The 1,772-nt window shown below is 63.5% G+C and carries 1 protein-coding gene and 1 pseudogene; both read left to right on the top strand.

Going from position 1 to position 1,772, the window contains the following annotated elements; translation table 11 throughout:
* Nucleotides 1–138: pseudogene (locus D1227_RS20265) on the top strand (VirB3 family type IV secretion system protein); the annotation flags it as partial.
* A partial coding sequence (locus tag D1227_RS17215; protein WP_233352901.1) for a VirB4 family type IV secretion/conjugal transfer ATPase occupies nucleotides 132–1,772 on the top strand: 1,641 nt, incomplete at its 3' end. The pseudogene D1227_RS20265 and the gene D1227_RS17215, both read left to right, overlap by 7 nt.

The following is a 1,772-nucleotide window of genomic DNA, read 5'->3' as shown; positions in this document are numbered from 1 at the left end:
GGCCTCCAGCTCTGGATACCGGGCCTTGTTCTCTGGGCGGTCGGGCATTCGGCAGCGGTGTTCATGGCGCGCTCTGATCCGGATTTCATGGCCGTTGCCGGCCGGAGCACGCGGCACAAGGAGCATCTGACATGCTGAACCTGAAAGAATACGCAGAGACCCTGGTCCTACTGGCCGACTACCTGCCCTGGGCCTGTCTCGTCGCGCCGGGCGTCGTCCTCAACAAGGATGGCAGCTTCCAGACCACGTTCCGCTATCGCGGCCCTGACCTCGAAAGCTCGACAGACGAAGAACTCGTTTCCGTGATGGCGCGGGTCAATAATGTGCTGCGCCGGTTCGGCTCGGGCTGGGCGCTGTTCTTCGAAGCGCAGCGCCATGAAGTGCATGATTATCCGGAGGCTGAGTTCCCCGACGCGCTGTCATGGCTCGTCGATCAGGAACGGGCATTACAAGCCGAAGAAGCCGGAACCCGGTTCGAAAGTGCCTACTATCTGACCCTGCTCTGGCTCCCACCCGCCGATGCCACGGGCCGGGCCGAGAAAGCCCTGATCCAGCGCGCCGAGACCGAAGACGCGGCGACCTGGCGTCATCGCCTGGAGACCTTCCAGCAACATGCCGCCCGCGTCTTCGATCTCCTCTCCACCTGTCTCGCCGAAATCGCAAAGCTCACCGATGACGAGACGCTGACTTATCTGCATTCGACGATTTCCACGAAGCGCCATCCGGTCGTGAGGCCCGAGTTGCCCGTCTTCCTCGACGCCATTCTCGCCGATGAACCCTTCGCAGGCGGGCTGGAACCCATGATCGGCGAGGCTCACCTTCGCACACTGACGATTCTCGGCTTTCCGGCCTCGACCCTGCCCGGCATTCTCGATGAGCTGAACCGGCAGGGCTTTGCCTATCGCTGGGCGACACGGTTCATCGCGATGGATAAAGCCGAGGCTGAAAAGGTGCTCGGCAAGAAGCGCCGCCACTGGTTCGCCAAGCGCAAATCCATCGGCGCGGTCCTGCGCGAGACCATGTTCAACGAACAGGCCGCGCTCGTGGACAATGACGCCGACAATAAGGCCGCTGACGCTGATGCGGCCCTGCAGGAGCTTGGCTCCGACCTTGTCTCTTACGGCTATGTCACCACGACCATCACCGTTGCACATCCCGACCGGCGCACGGTTGATGAACACATCCGCGTGGCCGAGCGCATCGTGAATGGCCGTGGCTTCACCGCGATCCGCGAGACCCTGAACGCCGTTGATGCCTGGCTCGGAAGCCTGCCCGGTCACCCCTACGCCAATGTCCGCCAGCCCATCCTGCACACGCTGAACCTTGCCCATATGGTCCCGCTGTCTGCGGTCTGGGCCGGCGAAGACACCAACCGCCACTTGCAAGCCCCCGCGCTCATTCAGGCCCAGACGGATGGCACGACGCCCTTTCGGCTCAACCTGCATATTGGCGATGTCGGTCACACGCTGGTCGTCGGACCGACCGGCGCGGGCAAGTCTGTCCTGCTCTCTCTGCTCGCTCTCCAATGGAGGCGCTATGAGGGGGCGCAGGTCTTCATCTTCGACAAGGGCCGCTCGGCCCGCGCGGCAACGCTCGCCATGGGCGGCGCGCATATTGATCTTGGCAGTTCGAACGCCCCGAGCCTCCAGCCCCTGAAAGACATCGACACAGACACCGGCGCAAGCTTTGCCGCCGACTGGCTCGCAGGCCTCTGCACCCATGAAGGCGTGGCCATGACGCCGGAGCTCAAGGCCCGGCTCTGGGAAGCGATC

Source organism: Henriciella mobilis (assembly GCF_003576315.1).
Classification (GTDB): domain Bacteria; phylum Pseudomonadota; class Alphaproteobacteria; order Caulobacterales; family Hyphomonadaceae; genus Henriciella; species Henriciella mobilis.
Note: the sequence above shows the minus strand (reverse complement) of the source record. Positions and strands in the feature narration are given on the sequence as shown.